A 19,216-nucleotide genomic window follows, 5' to 3' on the forward strand; every position below is an offset into this window, starting at 1 on the left:
CTACCAGCTGAGCTACGGAATCTGGTACTTTATATTTCTTGAAAACTTCGTTAAGCTTTCCTTAATTCTTCCAAATTGGTGGATTAGACTTGCTTTTTGTCCGATCAATGCCGTAATTGGACTGCAAATTTATGACTCTGAATTCTAAATGCCAAGCCCCAAATCAATCTTTCTGACAAAACTTTCTATATTTTTTTTCCTCGTTTTACAAAGTATTCATTGTCAAGCCAATGTACCACAGCTTTTGGTAGCAGATTCTTTGTTTGCGCAGCGTAGCTATAAGGAAGCATTGGAGATTTACCAAGCAAACTATCAATTGGGAATTTATTCACCTGCAATGCTCCTCAAAATGGCGTTTATCACGGAGGGCATCGGAGACAAGGAAATGGCCACGCTATACTTAAGTAAGTATTATGATCTAAGCCCTAATCCTCAGACCATAACAAAAATTAAAAGTCTGACAGGACAGTCCGAACTCGTTGGTTACGAAGTCAGTGATGCGATGCGTTTTATTCTATTTCTAGTTGAATTCAAGGAGATAATTGTAGGTGGCTTGACTGTAATTTTGATTATTTCTTTGATATTCCTGTGGTCTAAAGGTGAAAAACTGACTGAAGCAAGATTTTATTGGCCTTCCGTCTTGCTGATCACACTGATCTTTGTAACCAATAATTTCCTGAAATCCCAAAATGCTGCTCTGGTTACTAAAAGCCCAACTCTGATCGTATCCAAACCAAGTGCGGGAGGGGAAATGGTGGACTTGGTCGAACCAGGACACCGAGTCAAAATTCGATCTTCTAAAGACATTTGGTATGAAGTCGAATGGAAGGAAAAAATCGCCTACATCAGAAAAGATAACGTGACGAGGCTTTGATTTCATTTAAGTGAAAAAGCCTCGCCAGTTAGAATCCCTTGCTTAATTCATCAAACTTTTCTTTTACTACTCCAGATTTACCATTATACCTGCCCTAAACCATCTTCCCGGCATTTGAACCGTACCAGCCTCGATGTAGTCCGTATTTGTGATATTTGAAGCTTCCGCAAAGCATCCGAGTTTACCCAATCGATTGTAATCCACTCGCATATCCAACAGGAAATACGGATCCAAACTAATGCGCTCCACATAGCGAATTTTGGTATTCCATTCCACTTTTTCACCCAGTCCAACCAATACGCCTCCAATCAACTGATTTCTCAAAGCCGTCAATGCATAGCGGGATTCCAATCCAGGCTGAGAAGTAAAATTCGCATCGATGAAATTATAAGAAAACATTAGCTCTTTCACCTGCACGGTCTTACTGTTTGGATTTACCCGATAGTAGGCAGATGCCTCCACTCCGTTAAATGCTACTTCATTGAAATTCTGCGGCTGCCAAGGCAATTCAGAGCTTGTACGCGTCCATTCGATCACACTTTCAGAGTACCGGTTGAAATAGACCAGTTCCCCTCTCCAACTGGCATGAGTCCATTTTCCTCCAAACTCAAACGATCTTGCCTCCTCAGGTTGCAATTCCGGATTTCCGATATTGGTTGGCCCCACATAAAACAGGTCGGTGTAAGTTGGAATACGGAAACTTGACCCAATACCGGAATAGAGTCGGAGCGCTTTGGATGCTTGGAATCCTACTTCTAAACCCGGAAAATGCTTCCAACCATATTCCGAATAATAGTTGGAATAGACCCCCGCCCTGACATCTGTTTTTTCACCTAAATTGACCAACTGCTCCAAAAATATTCCAGTCAGACTCCGCTCGTGATTCCCAAGATTATTGCTTTCGATTTGTTCTTTCCGCAGCTCAAGACCAAAACCAGTCACCCCCAATTTACTTTTGTAGCTACCATTGGTCTCCAACGCGAAAACATCGGAGGTGTGATTATTCTGGTAGAATGAAGGTTCATTCCGCCGCAGGCGATATTCGTCTACATTTCGTCTTCCGTACAATCGGGTATTAATAGAAAAGGATTGATCATTGAATGTATGGCTTAGCGCTCCAAGGGTTGTTTGGATACTTTCCCATTGATCCGGAAAAGCTGAAGTGTAAAAGCCATTGGCACCAAACGTCCGATCTGTGTAGGCGATCATTCCCCGAATAGCGTTGTTGGCATTGAGGTCCAAGCCACCTTCGTAGAAAATATTGCTCACCTGATAATCGGAATTGTACTGGTGTCCATTTGACTCGTCATAAGAAATCGCCAAGTTTTGTTTGTATTTGCCGGCAGGAAGTGAGCCTGCGAGATTAATCCCTTTCATCCCAAAGTCTCCTCCGTATCCTTGTAGCCTCAGGCTTCTGGTATCGCTCAGACTAGTGATAACGTTGACAGCTCCCGTATAGGCATTTTGTCCGAAAATCCTGGAAGCAGGACCTTTAAGCACTTCTATCCGATCAATATTGACCAAGGGAATGGGGATATTCATCATGTGGTGCCCTGTCTGAGGATCACTGAGTTTAATCCCGTTAAGTAGCATCAGCGTCTGTTCAAAAGAACCCCCACGAATTCCGATATCCGCCTGGACACCGGATACACCGCGCTGTCTGACGTCTACACCCGGGACAAAACTCAAGACTTCCTGTAGACTTCTGGCCGGAGAGGTCTCGATTTGTTGTCGGTCAACGACCGAAATATTCCTGCTCTGTTTCGAAAAAGGAATCTGAATCCTGTTTTCCTGAATAATAACCTCATTCAGATTCCGCGCCGTAGTGTCATTTTGGGCATTGACCTGAAGTGAGAAAGTGATCATGCAGCCAATTACAAGTATTTTATTCATTGATTAGTTGGGGTAATTTGCTCAAAGATAAAGGCACCCGACCTCTCGCTCCAACCTTCTTGGAAATCTAAATTTTGGTTAAGTACCCTTTTTTTGAATAAAAAGCCATTCAAGAATTCTCCTTTGTCTATATTTTGCTGACTAAATGAAGTAAAATGAGAAAAATAAAAATAGTACGATTACCGCTGGTCTTACTTCTTCTAATAGGAAGTTTTGCTGCATTTGCACAACAGGGTAAAGAAAACAATCAAAAGGATTTTGGTGAATTTCTGGATCGAAAAGGAAACAGCTATCGAACTGCCTCTGGAAAACCTGGAGAAGCCTATTGGCAAAATGCAGCTGATTATCAAATCGAAGTCAGTTTGAACGATTCGACGCATATACTCTCCGGAAAAGTATCCATCACCTACACCAACAACAGCCCCGAAACCTTGGATTTCATTTGGCTTCAATTGGAGCAAAATAGATTTACTCCTGACTCGAGAGGCACATTGACCACACCGATACAGGGAAACCGATACAATGGCGATGTGGATGGGGGATTTGAGATCACAAATGTAACCGCAAGAGTAGGTGCCAAAGGCGCAAATTCCTCCAAATATCTGATTGAGGATACCCGAATGCAGATTTGGTTTGCCGAACCTATTCCGGCAAAAGGAGGCAAAGCGACTGTTTCCATGAATTTCGCCTTTAAAGTCCCTCAAAAGGGCATGGACCGGATGGGAAGATTGAAAGTGAAAGATGGCTGGATCTATGCAATCGCTCAATGGTATCCTAAAGTAGCCGTCTTCGACGAAATCGAGGGCTGGAACGTAGAGCCTTACCTGGGAGCAGGCGAATTCTATTTGGAATACGGTAATTTCGACTACAAGGTAACAGTGCCTTACAATCATATTGTGGTGGGTTCAGGGAAGCTGATGAATCCGAATGAAGTCCTGAGCAAAGAACTTCAGAACCGCTTGGTAAAAGCTTCTTCGAGCGATACGACGGTATATTTGATTACTCCTGAAGAAATCAAAAACACCCAATTAACCAGACCAAAACAGGATGGCACAGTAACCTGGCATTTCCGAATACAAAACTCCAGAGACATCGCCTTTGCCACGTCCGATTCCTTTATCTGGGATGCTGCCAAAATCAACTTACCTTCCGGCAAAACCATACTAGCCCAATCCGTCTATCCTATGGAAAGTAACGGTCAGGATGCCTGGAGCAGATCTACGGAATACAGCAAAGCATCCATAGAATATTATTCAGAAAAATGGTTTGAATTTCCCTACGAAACAGCCACCAACGTGGCAGCAGAAATTGGCGGAATGGAATACCCCGGCTTGAATTTTTGCCATTATAACTCGAAAGGTGCGTCACTATGGGGGGTGACAGACCATGAATTCGGACACAATTGGTTCCCGATGATCGTCGGATCCAATGAGCGCCGCTATGCCTGGATGGACGAAGGATTCAACACCTTCATCAATTATTACAGCTCCAATGCATTTAACAACGGAGAATACCCTTCCAGCCTCATACAAACTCGGCGGTACAACAATTACTTCACAAATGAAGGGCGTGAGGGGATCGACAATTACCCCGACGTAACAGATACCCGAAACCTGAGCATGGTGGCTTACATGAAGCCTGCAATCGGTCTGATTATGCTGCGAGAATACATTCTCGGCGAAAAACGCTTTGACAATGCATTTAAGTCCTATATCAAAACCTGGGCATACAAGCATCCACAGCCCAATGACTTTTTCAACCATATGGAAAATGTGGCGGGAGAAAACCTTTCTTGGTTTTGGAAGGGATGGTTCTATGGCAATGGCAATATCGACTTGGGCATCACTTCGGTCCAGCCTTATGGCGGAAATTACCTGGTGAATCTGGAAAACAAGGGAGATTTCCCGATGCCGGTTCTTTTGGAAATTGTTTACGATGATGAGACCAAAGAACGCGTAAAACTACCAGTGGAAATCTGGCAAAGAGGGGATACCTGGTCTTACCTACTCAAAACCAGCAAAAAAATGAAATCTGTTGAAATCGATCCAGACAAGGTAACTACTGACATCAACCTTGGAAATGATCTTTGGCCAGTGGAACTTTATAAATAAAAAAAACGGCTCTCAATTGATTTTGGGAGCCGTTTTCATATCAACTGATTTTAAGAATTTTTCAATTTGAAAATCCTGCAATTTTTCAATCCAGAGCTTGTGCAAGATCCTCCAGCAAATCATCCGTGTGCTCCAGACCAACCGAGACCCGAAGCAGGTTTTGTGGGGTTTTGGTTTCAGGACCCTCCACAGCCGCTCTCCGCTCAATCAGGCTTTCCACGCCCCCAAGGCTGGTTGCATTTGCAAAATAGCGAAGTTTGGAAACCACTTCATCAGCCCGGATCGCATCTCCATTTACCATAAAAGAAACTATCCCACCAAATCCGCTCATTTGACTTGCTGCCACTGCATGACCCGGATGAGATATGAGACCCGGGTAAAAGACTTTTTCAACATTTGGGTGATTCAAGAGATATTCTGCCAAGATTGCCGCATGTTCTGCATGCCCTTTCATTCGATAAGCCAGCGTACGGATACTTCTACAAAGTAAATAGCAATCCATCGGTGATGGCACTGCCCCCCCTACTCGCTGGACGATCTTCACTTTTTCCCAAAAAGGATTTACTTCCTTTGTGATCAAGGCTCCACCCAAAATATCGGAATGTCCTCCAAAGTATTTGGTACTACTGTGCATGACGATGTCCGCACCAAGATCAATTGGGTTTTGAAAGACTGGAGTTGCAAAGGTATTATCACAAGCGAGAATCGCATTTTGAGCTTTTGCAAGGGCTGAGATCTTCCGAATATCAGTGATTTTCAATAGCGGATTAGAAGGGGTTTCCACCCAAAAAAGCCGGGTATTTGGACGAATTGCCTGTTTGACTTTTTCTACATCACTCATATCCACAAAACTCACCTCCAAAATCCCTGCAAAAAGCTGCACCATGGAATTGTGCAGGCCATGATACATGTCGTCCGGCGCAATGATATGAGATCCAGGTTCCAATGCCTGAAAAACTGCCGTTCCGGCAGCGTTCCCTGAGGAAAAAGCCGCTGCATCCGCCCCTTTTTCCATCGCAGCCAAGAGATTTTCGAGGGCTTGACGATTCGGATTATTTGCCCGGGTATACAGCATTTGACCATTTCCATGCTCAAATGTGGTACTGAGCGTAATTGGTTGAACTACTGGTTTTGCTGAGTCGGTAACTAGATTTCCTTTATGAATAGTGAGCGTTTCGAATCGCATTGGAAATTAATTTTTGTGATAAGTTACTACTTGAAATCAAAAAAATAGCCAGTATTTGATTACTGGCCTGAGTCATTACCTGATGCGATCCACTGACCTGACTAGCGCCTCATCTTTTCGGATAAACCGGTTTGCAAGCATATTACAAACCATGGCTGCGAGTATTGCCCAAAAACCAAGTTGATAAGAACCTGCTACCTCAGCTGCAATTTCTTGGTTAATTCCATTGGTAGTCAAAAAAACAGTGGCAACCAAGCCTACCATAACCAGACTGTTGATCATGTTGAGCATCATTTGCCTGGCTCGATTTTTATATTGGAAAATGGAAATCAAAGCGAGAAGCCCTGCAAAGGTAGCGAGTGCTGCCAAGTACCATTTTGAGGACGACTGAATTTCCTTTCCCGCTGAATCAAAATTAGTCAGCATAAATGCAGTAAGGCTCCAGGAATCTCCCGTACCGGAACCAGTGTCCACTTGTTCCCAGAGTGGGGTACCCACGGTAATTCCCATGGCAATAACCACGAGCAATAGAAATATCGTCTGAACGCGCTGAATCATTTTTACTGTTTTTTTGGCAAAGAAAAGATCAAATCCAATCATAACCAAGGATAGAAAAGTCCCTCAAAGGATTTGTCCGGGAATTGTATCTTTGCAGCCGTATGAGTGAGACCAAGCGGTATTTTCTGGAATTAAGCTACAAAGGAACCCCATTTCACGGCTGGCAGATCCAAAAAAACGCCTTTACTGTCCAAGAATGCCTCGAATCGGCTCTTGGCACGTATTTCCGTAGACCGATTTTTGTGGTAGGAAGCGGGCGAACAGATACCGGAGTCCATGCTTTTATGCAGGTTTGTCACTTTGATCTGGAGGAGAATATGTTGCCTGGAGAAAATTTCCTGAAGGCGATCAATTCTATTCTGCCTAAAGAAATATCCATCCATTCGATCCGTCCGGTGAAGCAAGACGCACATGCCCGATTTAGTGCGAGAAAAAGAGCCTATGTTTACCGCATTATTTTCAGGAAAAACCCCTTTCTAAACGAACTGGCATGGCATTGCTTCACTAATCCCGACGTAGAAAAAATGAACGAGGCCGCCCAAGCACTGCTTCGCCACGAGGATTTTGAATGCTTCAGCAAAGTGCATACCGATGTGAAGCACTTCCGCTGCGAAATTATATCTGCCTACTGGGAACAAAAGGACCATCAATTGTTATTTCATATAAGCGCAAATCGTTTTTTGCGCGGGATGGTACGGGCGATTGTGGGAACACTGATGGAAGTGGGCCTTGGAATGAGAAATGTAGAATCCATGGATGAATTGATCCGTTCCCGAGACCGTGCTTTGGCTGGAAAAGCAGCTCCAGCCAAGGGACTTTTCCTCAGTCAAATCGTGTACAAAGAAGACATATACCTAGACTAAACAGCCTTGAGCTTAGAAAAAGAAAAAGTATCGTCAGGCGAAATCGTCGACATGAAAGTACTGCGCCAGCTTTACTCCTTTGTAAAGCCCTATAAAGCGCAATTTTACTTTCTGGTATTTTTGACGATTGCCATGGCGATTTTAGCACCGACTCGTCCCTATTATATTCAAATCGCCATCGATGATTATGTGGCTTTAGGCGACAGAGATGGTCTTTTGAGGATCATCTACATACTGGTCGGATTGATGATTTTGCAGGCCATCGTGCAGTGGGCTCATACCTATTACTCAGGCTGGATCGGTCAGGTCATAATCAAGGATATCCGGGTGAGGCTTTACAAGCACTTGTTAAAACTTCGTCTTAAGTTTTTTGACAATACTCCGATAGGCCGACTGGTCACGCGAAATGTCTCAGATATCGAAACCCTTGCCGACGTATTCAGTGAAGGTCTTGCCGCCATTATTGGGGATTTACTTCAAATCCTCACCATTTTGGGCGTGATGTTTTACATCGACTGGAAGTTGACTTTGGTGAGTTTGTGCACCTTGCCACTCTTGATTATCTCCACTTATGTATTCAAAGAGAAAATCAAAGTAACATTCAACGATGTCAGAAATGCCGTTTCCAATCTGAATTCCTTCCTTCAGGAGCATATCACAGGAATGAATATCGTACAGATTTTTAATCGAGAGCAGCGGGAATTCGAGAAATTCAAAGAAATCAACCGCGAGCACCGGGCTGCCCACATCCGTTCGGTACTTTATTATTCGATTTACTTTCCGGTTGCGGAAATTATTCAAGCCATCGGAATCGGCTTGGTAGTCTGGTATGGGGCTGTGGGAGTTTTGGGTTTGGACTTGCAGATTGGAATTCTGATTTCATTTATCATGTATCTGCAGCTATTTTTTAGACCGATTCGTCAGATCGCAGACCGATTCAATACGCTGCAAATGGGGGTGGTAAGTTCCTCCCGTATTTTTAAGCTACTGGCCAGCACAGATAACATTGCCAATGAGGGGAGTCATAAACCGGAAAAAATCAAGGGAAATATCCGACTGGAAAATGTCTGGTTTGCGTATGTAGACGAAGATTATGTCCTCAAAAATATCAATTTCGAAGTAAAATCAGGGGAAACCATTGCTTTAGTCGGAGCTACCGGTGCAGGAAAATCTTCCATTATCAATTTGATTTCAAGGTTTTATGAAATCAACAAGGGGAAGATTTTTATTGATGGAACAGAGATCCGAGAGTTTGAATTAGGCACGTTGCGAAAGCACATTGGCGTGGTTCTTCAGGATGTTTTTCTATTCTCAAACAGCATTTACCATAATATTACGCTGGGAAATCCGTCTATTTCCAGAGAGCAAGTGCTCGAAGCTGCGGAAAATGTAGGTGCCCGAAAATTCATTGAGCGTCTACCCGGAGGATTAGATTACAACGTGATGGAGCGGGGTGCTACCCTATCTGTGGGTCAGCGCCAATTGATTTCATTTGTCAGGGCCATGGTTTACAATCCGGAGATTTTGATTTTGGATGAGGCGACCTCCTCCGTAGACAGTGAAACTGAGGAGCTCATTCAGGAATCCACGGAAAAGATGATGAAAGGCCGGACTTCCATTGTGATCGCTCACCGACTATCTACTATCCAAAAAGCGGACAAAATCATCGTCCTCCACAAAGGCGAAATCGTAGAAACAGGAACGCATGATTCGCTCCTTGAACTCGGAGGGTATTATACCCAGCTTCACCAAATGCAGCTAAAAATGATGGCTATTTAGTCCATTGAATTATACTAAACCAATTATCCATACAGTGAAATATCGTATCCTTTTTATTCTCGTTTTTCTACCATTCCTGGGTTTTTCACAAGAAAGAGGTGTGGGAATCCGCTTGGGAGAACCCTTTTCAATTACTTACAAAGACTTCTTGGAGGATTATTTGTCCTACGAAGTAATGGTCGGTAGTGGGGGTGTAAATGGTTCCAACTATTACCAGCGATCTTTTGAAAATAACCCTCCTAATTCCAATGCATTTTACCTTTCACACGCAGCATCCCGAGGCGTAAATCTGAATTTCAGAATGGCATTGCATGAGGATATTACCGATACATTTGAGATCACAGAAGGATACTTATTGGGTTATGCAGGCGCTGGAGTTCAATTGAGGACAACCCGAGTGAATTATGCCTATCAGCCCGGTTTACAAACTGTTGTATTAACCGAGGAAAGGACCAATTTGGACATCGGCCCGGAAGCATTTGCAGGAGCTGAATACTATTTTGACGAAACACCCATCAGCGTATTCGTGGAAGTTGGGATGTTTTTGGAATTGATTGATCGCATCAATGTGAAGGGCCAAGGGGGAATAGGAGTTCGATACCTTTTCTAAAGAATGAAAAAAATCGGGATTTTAGTTGCCATTTCATTGGTTATCCTATCCGTGGGTTTTGTTATTTATGACCGACTCGGAGGGAATAACCCTGTCGGAATTGAACTAATAGAGGCTCAACCTCCGACCCTTTCCGGGAAAACATTTAAGGGACAACCCCAGAATCCAGAATTGGGGAAGACTTTTCAGTCGATCGAAACCCTCTTATCTCTTCATCCAGGAAAAAAAATCCATACCATTTATTTTCAAGAACCAGGAGGGAAATTAGATACCTTGGAAGTATTTGTGGGATTGGACTTACCATTTGCCCCTTCAGATTTAGAGACGATGGCTTTTTCGGAATCTAGGTATCTATTGGCTACAATCCAAGGAAATAAATGGGTGATGCCAAGTCCAAACAGCATAAAGGAATTGCTCCAAAAGGAAGCTCAATCCAAAAACCTTGAACTTTCTGGGATTTTTATTGACAGAATCACAAGCGAATCAGAAGTGCAGGTGATAGCACCAGTCAAGTAACCAAACCATTTGAGATTTTTTTGTGAACCTTGGCATGAAACCTGCCGTGAAAGATGAAAACATAACATAAAAGCATGCGAAAACTTACATCGATTTTTGGCTTGGCCGTATTAATGGCATTCCAAGCGTGTGAAGGGCCTGAAGGTCCGCAAGGCCCTCAGGGTCCTCAGGGTCCACAAGGAATTCAAGGTGTACCCGGTACTCCGGGAGTGAACATCGTCGGAACGACTTATGAAGCGGCAGTTGATTTCACGGCAGAAGAGGGATGGGAAGTCATCCTTGAATTTCCCGAGGAATTGGCAGAAAGTGATGTAGTCTTAACCTACATCCTCTGGGATGAAGTGGAAGAGAAACCCATCTGGAGAGCAGTTCCACAAACCATCTTTTTCCCTGAAGGACCTTTGGTCTACAATTTTGATTTCACACAGGTGGATATTCGACTTTTTCTTGAAGGAAACATCGATTTCGCAAGTCTTGATGATATTTGGACGCTAGAGCAAGTATTCCGAATTGTGGTTGTCCCTTCCAATTTTCCAGATGCAAAAATCGATTGGACCAACTATGAGGCTGTGACCCAAATGCTGGGAATTACTGATTCGGATTTTCAAAAAATCGAAGTCAAAAAGAAAAACTAAAAGTAAACCAACTCATACTACCGCACAGTCAGGGAAACCAGGCTGTGCTTTTTTATTTTTCCTCAATCCCTTCCGATTTAATTTGGTCCTTATCTTTGCGGCATGCAACTCAAAAACGATCTGCTACTCCGGGCAGCAAGAGGGGAAAAGACAGAGCGAACGCCAGTTTGGCTCATGCGGCAAGCGGGCAGAATTTTGGCTGAATACCGTGCTGTCCGTGATTCCGTCAGTGGATTTATCGAACTCGCCCAAACACCGGAGCTCGCAGCAGAAGTGACCATCCAGCCTGTTGACATCCTGGATGTGGATGCAGCGATCATCTTTTCAGACATTTTGGTAGTCCCTGAAGCGATGGGATTGCCCTATGAGATGGTCGAAAAACGGGGCCCTTGGTTTCCCCAACCTGTCAGAAGCCATTCCGATCTAAAAAAATTACGGGTTGCTGATGGTGAAAACGATTTGAAATATGTCCTCGATGCGATTCAAATCACCAAAAAAGCATTGAATGGAAGAGTTCCGCTCATCGGTTTTGCAGGAGCTCCTTGGACAATATTCGCCTACATGGTGGAAGGAAGCGGAAGCAAGACTTTCTCCAAATCTCGGGAGATGCTTTATCGCGATCCGGTCTTTTCTCACAAACTGCTTCAACTCATCACCGACTCCACGATTAATTACTTCAAAGCACAAATTCGCGCCGGAGCAGATTTAGTGCAGCTTTTTGACAGCTGGGCGGGGATTTTGGGGCCCAAGCAATACACGGAATTCTCGCTGAACTATATCTCTCAAATCTGTGACGCCATCACTGAAGTCCCGGTTACGGTCTTTGCCAAAGGTGCATTTTTCGCCAGAGAAGAAATGGGGCAACTCAATTGTCAAACGATCGGATTGGATTGGAATATGGGAATCGCAGAATCAAGAAAACTGATCGGATCCTCCAAAACGCTGCAAGGCAATCTTGACCCTGCTGCACTCTATGGCAATCCAGACCAAGTGCGTGCTGCGACGATCGAAATGATGGAACAGTTCCGAGGCTCAAGACACGTTGCCAACCTTGGTCATGGAGTTTATCCGGATATTGATCCGGAGATGGTCAAGGTGTTTATTCAAACGGTAAAAGAATTTAAGTGATTTAGAATCCTGAAATTCAAACAAGCTCTCCAATTTAATTCAGGATAGCTTTTTTGCTTTTTAGACCACTTTCTAAAAGTAGAATCAATCTAGAGGAGTAATCAAATCGCCGACTTTGATTTTGCCTGAATGAAGTGCTACAACATTCTGCCCAAAGTACACTTTACCATTTAGGGTTCGGTAAGAGGACAGCGTTTTCAGTGGTTCTTTTCCCTTTATTCCTGATGTTTGATCCACGGTGATCATCACGCATCTGGCACATGGCTTTACAATCTGAAATTCAAGCTGACCAATTTTAATCTTACTAAGTGAATCCTCCAAAAATGGCGTCCCGCCTGTAAACACAATATTTGGTCTAAATCGGTCCATCGGAACGGGTAATTCCAAGCGAGAATTCAAGTCATTCAGTGATTCTTGGCCAATCAGCAAATAAGGCATTCCATCTGCGAAGCTGACCGATTCGCCATTGACGGCGTAGCGGGGATCTACTTTCCGGTGAGACTTCTCAGGCATGGTCACCAACTTTACTTCCTTACCTATAATTTCAGAAAACCATTGGTTAATTTCTGGATGAACCACTTTCCCCACCACCTGATCGTCCCAAACGGTGACTGTCAACTCCGGACCCGAGGCCAAATCAATCGGAATTTGGATGGATTTATCTTTTTTAATTTTATGAAAAACCAACAACTCATTTTCACCTAATTCGACGGATAATAGTGCCAATTGCGGGTAAACACGCTGCGAAATGAAAAGACCTGTCTCATCCACCAACATCCATCTCCGGTCAAATTGAAAGCCCTTTTCCTCCACTACCGCCTCTGAAACCCGAATACCACCCAACGATTTGATTGGGTAAATAAAAATATCCTGAACTACCAGCGTATTTTCCATTGATCAAAAATAGAACAATTCAAGCTGTAGATTCAACCCACCAAGAAGAATTTCCCTGAAGTTACAGCTTTCAAGATTGTCCAGATACTCTGAGATACTTCAAAATACCGAGAACCATATATTACTGTCAAACCCAGCAGGATGACAAAAAACCATTTGGTTCGTTCTCGATTTTGGTTGGAATAAAAAAGTCGCATCGATTAGAAGATGCCTGAAGCCTCGAGAAGGTTGCACATGGGTTTAGAATTTCAAAAGTCTGCCAAAATCAGTACAGCTTTTTTTTCGAAAAGTGACAATTCGATTTTTATCGGGGAAAATGAATGGCAGTTTGACTGACAATCTGACACCAAACAGATGAATTTCTTGGGTGGCACAACCCTTGAAGAAAAAGGAATGAACATTTAATGCAACTATCTAAATCTATATAATCATGGGAAAAATTATAGGCATTGACTTGGGTACCACCAACTCCTGCGTAGCCGTAATGGAGGGTAACGAGCCTGTAGTCATCCAAAACAGCGAAGGAAGAAGAACCACCCCTTCAATCGTGGCTTTTCTTGACAACGGAAACGGTGAGCGAAAAGTAGGTGATCCGGCCAAACGTCAGGCGATCACCAACCCGGCGAACACTATTTCTTCAGTAAAAAGATTCATGGGAAAGAAATTCTCTGAGGTTTCTGAAGAGAAAAAACACGCATCTTATAAAGTAGAGCAGGGAACAAATGACACTGTCGTCATCAAAATCGGAGACAGATCCTACACTCCTCAAGAAATTTCTGCTATGATTCTTCAAAAAATGAAGAGCACTGCCGAAGACTTCTTGGGACAAACAGTAACTGAAGCCGTCATCACAGTACCTGCGTATTTCAATGACGCAGAACGTCAGGCAACCAAAGAAGCCGGACAAATCGCAGGTCTTGAAGTGAAGCGAATCATCAACGAACCAACAGCAGCAGCATTGGCTTACGGGATGGACAAGAAGCATCAGGACATGAAAATCGCCGTGTATGACCTAGGAGGTGGAACATTCGATATTTCGATTTTGGAATTAGGTGATGGTGTATTCGAAGTAAAATCTACCAATGGTGACGTACACTTAGGAGGAGATGACTTTGACCAGGTGATCATCGACTGGTTGGCCAACGAATTTCAAAAAGAAGAGCAAATCGATCTGAGAAAAGATCCGATGGCACTTCAGCGTCTGAAAGAAGCTGCTGAAAAAGCTAAAATCGAGCTTTCCAGTTCTGCTTCTACTGAAATCAACCTTCCGTACATTACTGCTACCCAAACTGGACCAAAGCACTTGGTAAAACAGTTGAGCAGAGCAAAGTTTGAGCAACTTTCCGAATCTTTGGTAAAAAGATCTATGGATCCTTGCATCAAAGCACTGAAAGATGCAGGCATGACTGCAGCTGACATAGACGAAGTAATCTTGGTGGGTGGTTCTACCCGAATCCCAAAAATCCAGGAAGAAGTTGAGAAATTCTTTGGCAAGAAGCCTTCTAAAGGCGTAAACCCTGACGAAGTAGTTGCGATCGGAGCTGCTATTCAGGGTGGTGTATTGACCGGTGAAGTGAAGGATGTCCTTCTTTTGGATGTGACTCCACTTTCCTTGGGTATCGAAACCATGGGCGGTGTATTCACCAAGCTAATCGAATCCAATACCACGATTCCTACTAAGAAATCCGAAGTATTCTCTACAGCGGTTGACAATCAGCCTGCGGTTGATATCCATGTGCTACAGGGGGAAAGACCGTTGGCAAAGGATAACAGATCGATTGGGAGATTCCAGCTTACCGATATTCCGCCAGCTCCAAGAGGCGTGCCGCAGATTGAAGTTACCTTTGACATCGATGCGAATGGTATCTTGAACGTATCCGCAAAAGATAAAGGAACAGGTAAGGAACAAAAGATCAAGATCGAAGCTTCTTCAGGACTTTCTCAGGATGACATCGAGCGTATGAAGCGTGAGGCTGAAGCCAACGCCTCTTCTGATAAGGCCGAAAAGGAGAAAATTGAGAAGTTAAATCAAGCTGACAGTTTGATCTTCCAAACCGAAAAGCAACTGAAAGAATATGGTGATAAGCTTTCCGACGGAAATAAGGCAAACATCAGTTCAGCTTTGGAAGCTTTGAAATCAGCACACGGATCCAAAAACATCGAAGGCGTGGATGCTGCCATGGAAAACCTGAACAAAGCTTGGGAAGGTGCTTCTCAGGAAATGTACAATGCTACTCAAGGAGCAGCTCAACCAGGTCCTGATGCAGGCGCCGGAGAAAGCAGTGCGTCAGACGGAGTATCAGATGTAGACTACGAAGAAGTAAGCGAGGATAAAAAATAATCCAAGCCTGAACATTAGAGCGGTATCCTTTTTTCGACAAGTGCCGCCTTTTATTAAGAGCCAAGAATCAAGATCTTTGCATCAAGACTCTTGGCTCTTATTTCTTCATTCCAATTAACACTAACATGCAACTGACAGCCGAAAATAAATTGAAGAAATTGATCGTGGTAGGGGATCGGGTTTTGATCCGGTTGAAGAAGCCAAATGAAAAAACAGGCTCAGGTCTATATCTTCCACCTGGTGTTCAGGAAAAGGAAAAAGTTCAGCAAGGCTACATCATCAAAGCCGGTCCTGGTTATCCGATCCCGATGCCAGTAGAGGATAGCGAACCCTGGATGGATCAGGAGGAAAAAGTAAAATATGTTCCGCTCCAGGCAAAGGAAGGAGATTTGGCAATTTTTCTCCTGAATGGGGCACACGAAGTAATTTATGAAGGAGAAAAATATTTCATAGTTTCTCAAGGAGCGATTTTGATGCTGGAAAGAGAGACTGAATTATAAAAAATAAAGCCCGGATGACCGGGCTTTTAAATTTTAGTGAAACCAACCTTTTTTAGGTCTCATAGATTTTGGTTCTTCATAGACTGCCTTTGAGTCAACTTTTGAAGTCTTCTTGTCCCAAGGATTGTTGTTTTTGGCTTGAATCCCTTTTGGATTATCGATGGTGTCTCGGAAACCTACGGTTACTTTTTTTGCCGATCGGGCCATCCAGACTTCTGTATTCTTAGCGACAGGTCCTTGCAGACTTGCTGGGCTGGATTCATGAAGCAAAGTAATTCTAGGCCCTTGAACTTTTCCTACAGGTGCATTCTTAAACTTAGGTCCCATCAATATTTCCTGGGAAAACGTCATTGTAGAAATAGCAAAGGCAAAGATAAACAGGGTCAACTTTTTCATATCTGTACATTTGGGTTAGCACAAAACTATACAGAAAATTGAAATCAAAGGTTACAAAAATCAGTTGATCTGGATCAAAAGGACACCCTAAAAACAAATATTATTCTAAATATCATAAAATCACGAGTTTAAACAGTATTTAATTTTGAACCTAAAAATATGAAAAAATCCAATTTTCGGAAAAATCCTGTCTTGAAAGCAACTGATTTTTCTAAGATTAGCTGTAAAAATAAAAAACCGAGGTGAAATTCACCCCGGCTTTAAATTAACAATAGACCCTGTTTAAATTTTCAAAATTAGAAGGCAAAAACTGCTGCCAAAAGAAATGACGCCAAGCCCTTGCTTCCATTTAGATCTCTGTTTACAAAAAACTCTTCTTTCATACTGTCTACTCTTAGTTCAGGGATCAAGGTCAAGTTTCCTCCAACTTTGATATTTCCGGAAAGCGTAGCGGCAAAGACACTTCCTTCCCCACCTTCATCCGCAGGGCGATCTAGACCCACTACTCCATCAAGTCCTCCATTGAAGACACTGAAGTATTCTCCTCGAATACCAATCCCAAAAGTCTCTGAAGGTCTTGCCTGCAAATACCCTGCAAACCCATAAAACCCTGCTCCTTCACCAGCTAAGTCCTGGACATCTGAGCCTGTAAACACTTCACCTGAACTAGTGGTGTTATACGTGGTATTGATCCCTGCGTAGAATATATCGGATAGATCAAAACCAGTTGTCAAATCTACCTGAAATGTTTTTCCCAATGAAGACTGATCGGTGATCAAGGTACCGTCATTTTCAAGTGTTCCATCCTGATCACCGTACACAAAATTCAAATAAGTACTACCCGCATCGGTAGAATATCCAAGCTGAGCCCCTAAAGTGTAGGTTCCATTCAGGTTAAACTCCGTCATATCAGTTGGATTCATTACCGCAGCAAGGAAAGAGAACTTGTCCGAAAGTTGGAAATTAGCTTTTAACCCGGTGTGAGAAAACGGTCCGTAAGAGAACATGTAGGAAGTCGAATAATTGAAGTTGGCAGTTGGCGAGATCACTTCGTAACCTAAGAAGGTATTGAAGTTACCCATCGTCAAGGTCACCTTGTCTGACACATTCCAATAGACATACAATTGATTTAGGATTTGAGAGCTGCCAGCCATTCCACCTGCGTAGAGTGGAGATCCAAAGACAGCGTCTTCTCCTCTTGGACCGAATACCAAATCGGCCACAGCACCTACTTTTTTACCTTCATAGGTAGCAATGATATTTGCCATGCCCAGCGAAAATCCTGGAAGGTTCCCAAAGGAAGAGGCTGGCGCTTGAAAATTCTCCCCTTTGTTGGGAGCATTAAGATTGGTTCGGAAATAGGCATCAATAGAGCCCGAAAGTGTCAGAGAACCTGTCTCTTCAGTAGTTTCTTCCTGAGCAAAAGCAACCTGGAAAGTGGATAAAACCACACATAGTATTAGTAGGAATAAGTTTTTCATTTTAATTTCGAATGTTGGTGAATGATAGAGTTGACCAATAGATCCCTGATCTGGCTGAAAGAGAGTCGCGTTTTTTTCTCCAGATAGGGGTCTTTTTTTTAATTTATTTATAGGGGGAATTATTCGTCGTAGACGATAGTATAGCCACGGATACCATGCTCGTGAGAGTCCAATCCGCTTTTCTCGTGTTCTTCAGATACTCGAATTCCCATGGTGATTTTCAGGATATAGAAGATTAGGAATGCAGATCCAAAGGCCATCGCTCCACAGATTGCTACACCGGTCAACTGAGTCAGAAAGGAATGTTCCGGATTGGTAGAAAAAATACCAACTGCCAAGGTACCCCAAATTCCACAGGTCAAATGAACCGAAACCGCACCTACCACATCATCGAGTTTGAATTTGTCCATGAGAATGGCGGACAGCACAACAAGGATTCCCGCAACAAAACCGATCAATAAAGCTGAGGCAGGCGTAAACACATCTGCTCCTGCAGTAATGCCCACTAAGCCGGCAAGAATACCGTTCAGCAGCATCCCCAAATCAAGTCTTTTGAAAGCAAAATAAGCTGTGAAGAATCCGCCCAATCCACCTGCACAAGCACCCAAGGAAGTGGTGACCAAAACCATAGAAACCAAAGCGGGATCAGCAGAGAGTACAGAGCCTCCATTGAAACCAAACCATCCCAGCCATAGCATGAAAACACCAATGACCGCTAGTGGCACACTAGCACCCGGCTTTTCGATAGTCTTCCCATTGATATATTTTCCGATTCTCGGTCCGACGAGGATGACTCCGGCCAAAGCACCCCATCCACCTACAGAGTGAACCAAAGTACTGCCGGCAAAGTCATAGAATCCCATTTCATTGAGGGCTCCTCCACCCCATTTCCAGCTTCCGATTAACGGATAAATCAATCCAACGAAAATCACAGTAAATATCAGGTAGGCAGATATTTTCACTCGTTCGGCTATTGCACCGGATACAATCGTGGCTGCTGTAGCGGCAAACATTGCCTGGAATAGAAAATCTGTCCAATAGGTATATCCCCCACTGGCATAATCAGCAGAGACGTCTGCATTTTCTGGCGAAAACCAAAACATGCTCCACCCGGCGGAGTCAAAACTGAACCATCCTGGCACATCAAATCCTGGATACATCAGGTAAAATCCTACCACAGCGTAGGACACAATTCCGATAATCGGGGTAATTGTGTTTTTGAACAAGATGTTGACCGTGTTTTTGGCTTGGCCAAATCCAGTCTCCACTCCTGCAAATCCCAGATGCATAATAAACACCAAAGCAGTAGAGAGCATCATCCATACATTATTTGTCGTCAGGAGATTTTGAGATATCTCAAGCGCCAAATCCGGGGTTGCGGCCAAATCTTGGGCCAACAGGGTTGCGAAATTCATCATAGGTTTTAGGTTAAATTTTGAACGTTTTTCAGA

Annotated in this window: 17 protein-coding genes; 10 read left to right on the forward strand and 7 right to left on the reverse strand. The window is 43.4% G+C overall.

Annotation, left to right across the window (positions count from 1 at the left end):
• Window positions 1–244: 244 nt before the first annotated feature.
• The gene (locus C4S61_RS09095; RefSeq protein ID WP_235009901.1) at window positions 245–874 is read left to right on the forward strand and encodes an SH3 domain-containing protein; all 630 of its coding nucleotides are present in this window, start codon (window positions 245–247) and stop codon (window positions 872–874) included.
• A gap of 66 nt (window positions 875–940) precedes the next feature.
• Here C4S61_RS09095 and C4S61_RS09100 read toward each other — a convergent pair whose 3' ends face one another.
• Window positions 941–2,767, reverse strand: a complete 1,827-nt coding sequence (locus C4S61_RS09100; RefSeq protein ID WP_103924491.1) for a TonB-dependent receptor — start codon at window positions 2,765–2,767, stop codon at window positions 941–943.
• Window positions 2,768–2,922: 155 nt separating this feature from the next.
• On the opposite strand from C4S61_RS09100, the gene C4S61_RS09105 reads away from it, so the two are divergent.
• Window positions 2,923–4,878, forward strand: coding sequence for a M1 family metallopeptidase (locus C4S61_RS09105; RefSeq protein WP_103924492.1), 1,956 nt, complete (start codon window positions 2,923–2,925; stop codon window positions 4,876–4,878).
• An 85-nt stretch (window positions 4,879–4,963) separates the two neighbouring features.
• On the opposite strand, the gene C4S61_RS09110 is transcribed toward C4S61_RS09105, so the two are convergent.
• Together C4S61_RS09110 and C4S61_RS09115 are read right to left on the reverse strand one after the other, a co-directional pair.
• Complete coding sequence (locus C4S61_RS09110; RefSeq protein WP_103924493.1) at window positions 4,964–6,064, reverse strand: trans-sulfuration enzyme family protein; 1,101 nt, start codon at window positions 6,062–6,064, stop codon at window positions 4,964–4,966.
• 75 nt (window positions 6,065–6,139) lie between these two features.
• A complete protein-coding gene (locus tag C4S61_RS09115) occupies window positions 6,140–6,622 on the reverse strand; it encodes a DUF4293 domain-containing protein (protein ID WP_103924632.1) in 483 nt (160 codons plus the stop codon).
• Between the two features lie 101 nt (window positions 6,623–6,723).
• Here C4S61_RS09115 and truA point away from each other — a divergent pair, with 101 nt between their 5' ends.
• The 6 genes from truA (at window position 6,724) to hemE (ending at window position 12,153) form a co-directional block, all read left to right on the forward strand.
• Window positions 6,724–7,485 (forward strand): tRNA pseudouridine(38-40) synthase TruA, encoded by a 762-nt coding sequence (gene truA, locus C4S61_RS09120; RefSeq protein ID WP_103924494.1) that lies wholly within the window; start codon window positions 6,724–6,726, stop codon window positions 7,483–7,485.
• Between the two features lie 6 nt (window positions 7,486–7,491).
• Window positions 7,492–9,264, forward strand: a complete 1,773-nt coding sequence (locus C4S61_RS09125) for an ABC transporter ATP-binding protein (RefSeq protein ID WP_103924495.1) — start codon at window positions 7,492–7,494, stop codon at window positions 9,262–9,264.
• 34 nt (window positions 9,265–9,298) lie between these two features.
• On the forward strand, window positions 9,299–9,874 hold the full coding sequence (locus C4S61_RS09130) for a hypothetical protein (RefSeq protein WP_103924633.1): 576 nt from the start codon (window positions 9,299–9,301) through the stop codon (window positions 9,872–9,874).
• A 3-nt stretch (window positions 9,875–9,877) separates the two neighbouring features.
• Window positions 9,878–10,390: a hypothetical protein gene (locus C4S61_RS09135; protein ID WP_103924496.1), complete on the forward strand. Its 513-nt coding sequence runs from the start codon at window positions 9,878–9,880 to the stop codon at window positions 10,388–10,390.
• A 74-nt stretch (window positions 10,391–10,464) separates the two neighbouring features.
• On the forward strand, window positions 10,465–11,025 hold the full coding sequence (locus C4S61_RS09140; protein WP_103924497.1) for a hypothetical protein: 561 nt from the start codon (window positions 10,465–10,467) through the stop codon (window positions 11,023–11,025).
• Window positions 11,026–11,127: 102 nt separating this feature from the next.
• A complete protein-coding gene (gene hemE / locus C4S61_RS09145) occupies window positions 11,128–12,153 on the forward strand; it encodes a uroporphyrinogen decarboxylase (protein ID WP_103924498.1) in 1,026 nt (341 codons plus the stop codon).
• An 84-nt stretch (window positions 12,154–12,237) separates the two neighbouring features.
• On the opposite strand, the gene C4S61_RS09150 is transcribed toward hemE, so the two are convergent.
• On the reverse strand, window positions 12,238–13,047 hold the full coding sequence (locus C4S61_RS09150; protein WP_235009903.1) for an MOSC domain-containing protein: 810 nt from the start codon (window positions 13,045–13,047) through the stop codon (window positions 12,238–12,240).
• 430 nt (window positions 13,048–13,477) lie between these two features.
• Between C4S61_RS09150 and dnaK the strand changes: the two genes are divergently transcribed.
• Window positions 13,478–15,388 carry a molecular chaperone DnaK gene (gene dnaK, locus C4S61_RS09155; protein ID WP_103924499.1) on the forward strand — a complete coding sequence of 637 codons (1,911 nt, stop codon included), beginning with the start codon at window positions 13,478–13,480 and terminating at the stop codon, window positions 15,386–15,388.
• Window positions 15,389–15,513: 125 nt separating this feature from the next.
• Window positions 15,514–15,888, forward strand: a complete 375-nt coding sequence (locus C4S61_RS09160) for a co-chaperone GroES (RefSeq protein ID WP_103924500.1) — start codon at window positions 15,514–15,516, stop codon at window positions 15,886–15,888.
• 33 nt (window positions 15,889–15,921) lie between these two features.
• Here C4S61_RS09160 and C4S61_RS09165 read toward each other — a convergent pair whose 3' ends face one another.
• The 3 genes from C4S61_RS09165 to C4S61_RS09175 form a co-directional block, all read right to left on the reverse strand.
• The gene (locus C4S61_RS09165; protein WP_103924501.1) at window positions 15,922–16,284 is read right to left on the reverse strand and encodes a hypothetical protein; all 363 of its coding nucleotides are present in this window, start codon (window positions 16,282–16,284) and stop codon (window positions 15,922–15,924) included.
• Window positions 16,285–16,580: 296 nt separating this feature from the next.
• A complete protein-coding gene (locus C4S61_RS09170) occupies window positions 16,581–17,765 on the reverse strand; it encodes a porin (RefSeq protein ID WP_103924502.1) in 1,185 nt (394 codons plus the stop codon).
• Between the two features lie 119 nt (window positions 17,766–17,884).
• A complete protein-coding gene (locus tag C4S61_RS09175) occupies window positions 17,885–19,180 on the reverse strand; it encodes an ammonium transporter (protein ID WP_103924635.1) in 1,296 nt (431 codons plus the stop codon).
• Between the last annotated feature and the right edge of the window lie 36 nt (window positions 19,181–19,216).

The sequence above is a fragment of the Algoriphagus boritolerans DSM 17298 = JCM 18970 genome (assembly GCF_900108085.1).
GTDB classification, from domain to species: domain Bacteria; phylum Bacteroidota; class Bacteroidia; order Cytophagales; family Cyclobacteriaceae; genus Algoriphagus; species Algoriphagus boritolerans.